The organism is Alkalibacterium sp. s-m-28, from assembly GCF_054658175.1.
Genome location: NZ_BAAGIQ010000445.1, coordinates 1 through 255, shown reverse-complemented (window position 1 = coordinate 255; position 255 = coordinate 1). Strand labels below are relative to the sequence as shown.

Sequence of the window (255 nt, the reverse complement as noted above, 5' to 3'; positions counted from 1 at the left end):
CATGCCCGATCATTTACAAACAACTTTCCATTGAACCTCTATTAATTCTTAAGAATATTAAGACCCCAAAACATAATCGTCTTCCCTCTACCTATACACCACAAGAAATTCATTCTGTATTGAACAGTGTAGATCGTGATACTAAATGGGGAAAGACCATTTATTTAATGATGATGTTCGCTAGTGTATACGGTCTTAGGGTTAGTGACATAAGAGATTTACAACTATCCTCAATAAACTGGCAAGATAAAATAC

Annotated in this window: 1 protein-coding gene; it reads left to right on the top strand. The window is 34.5% G+C overall.

Features of this window, described 5'->3' with window-relative positions:
• Positions 1-255, top strand: a 255-nt coding sequence (locus tag ACYQ4S_RS12945) for a hypothetical protein (RefSeq protein ID WP_459771593.1), incomplete at both ends; no start/stop codon positions are given.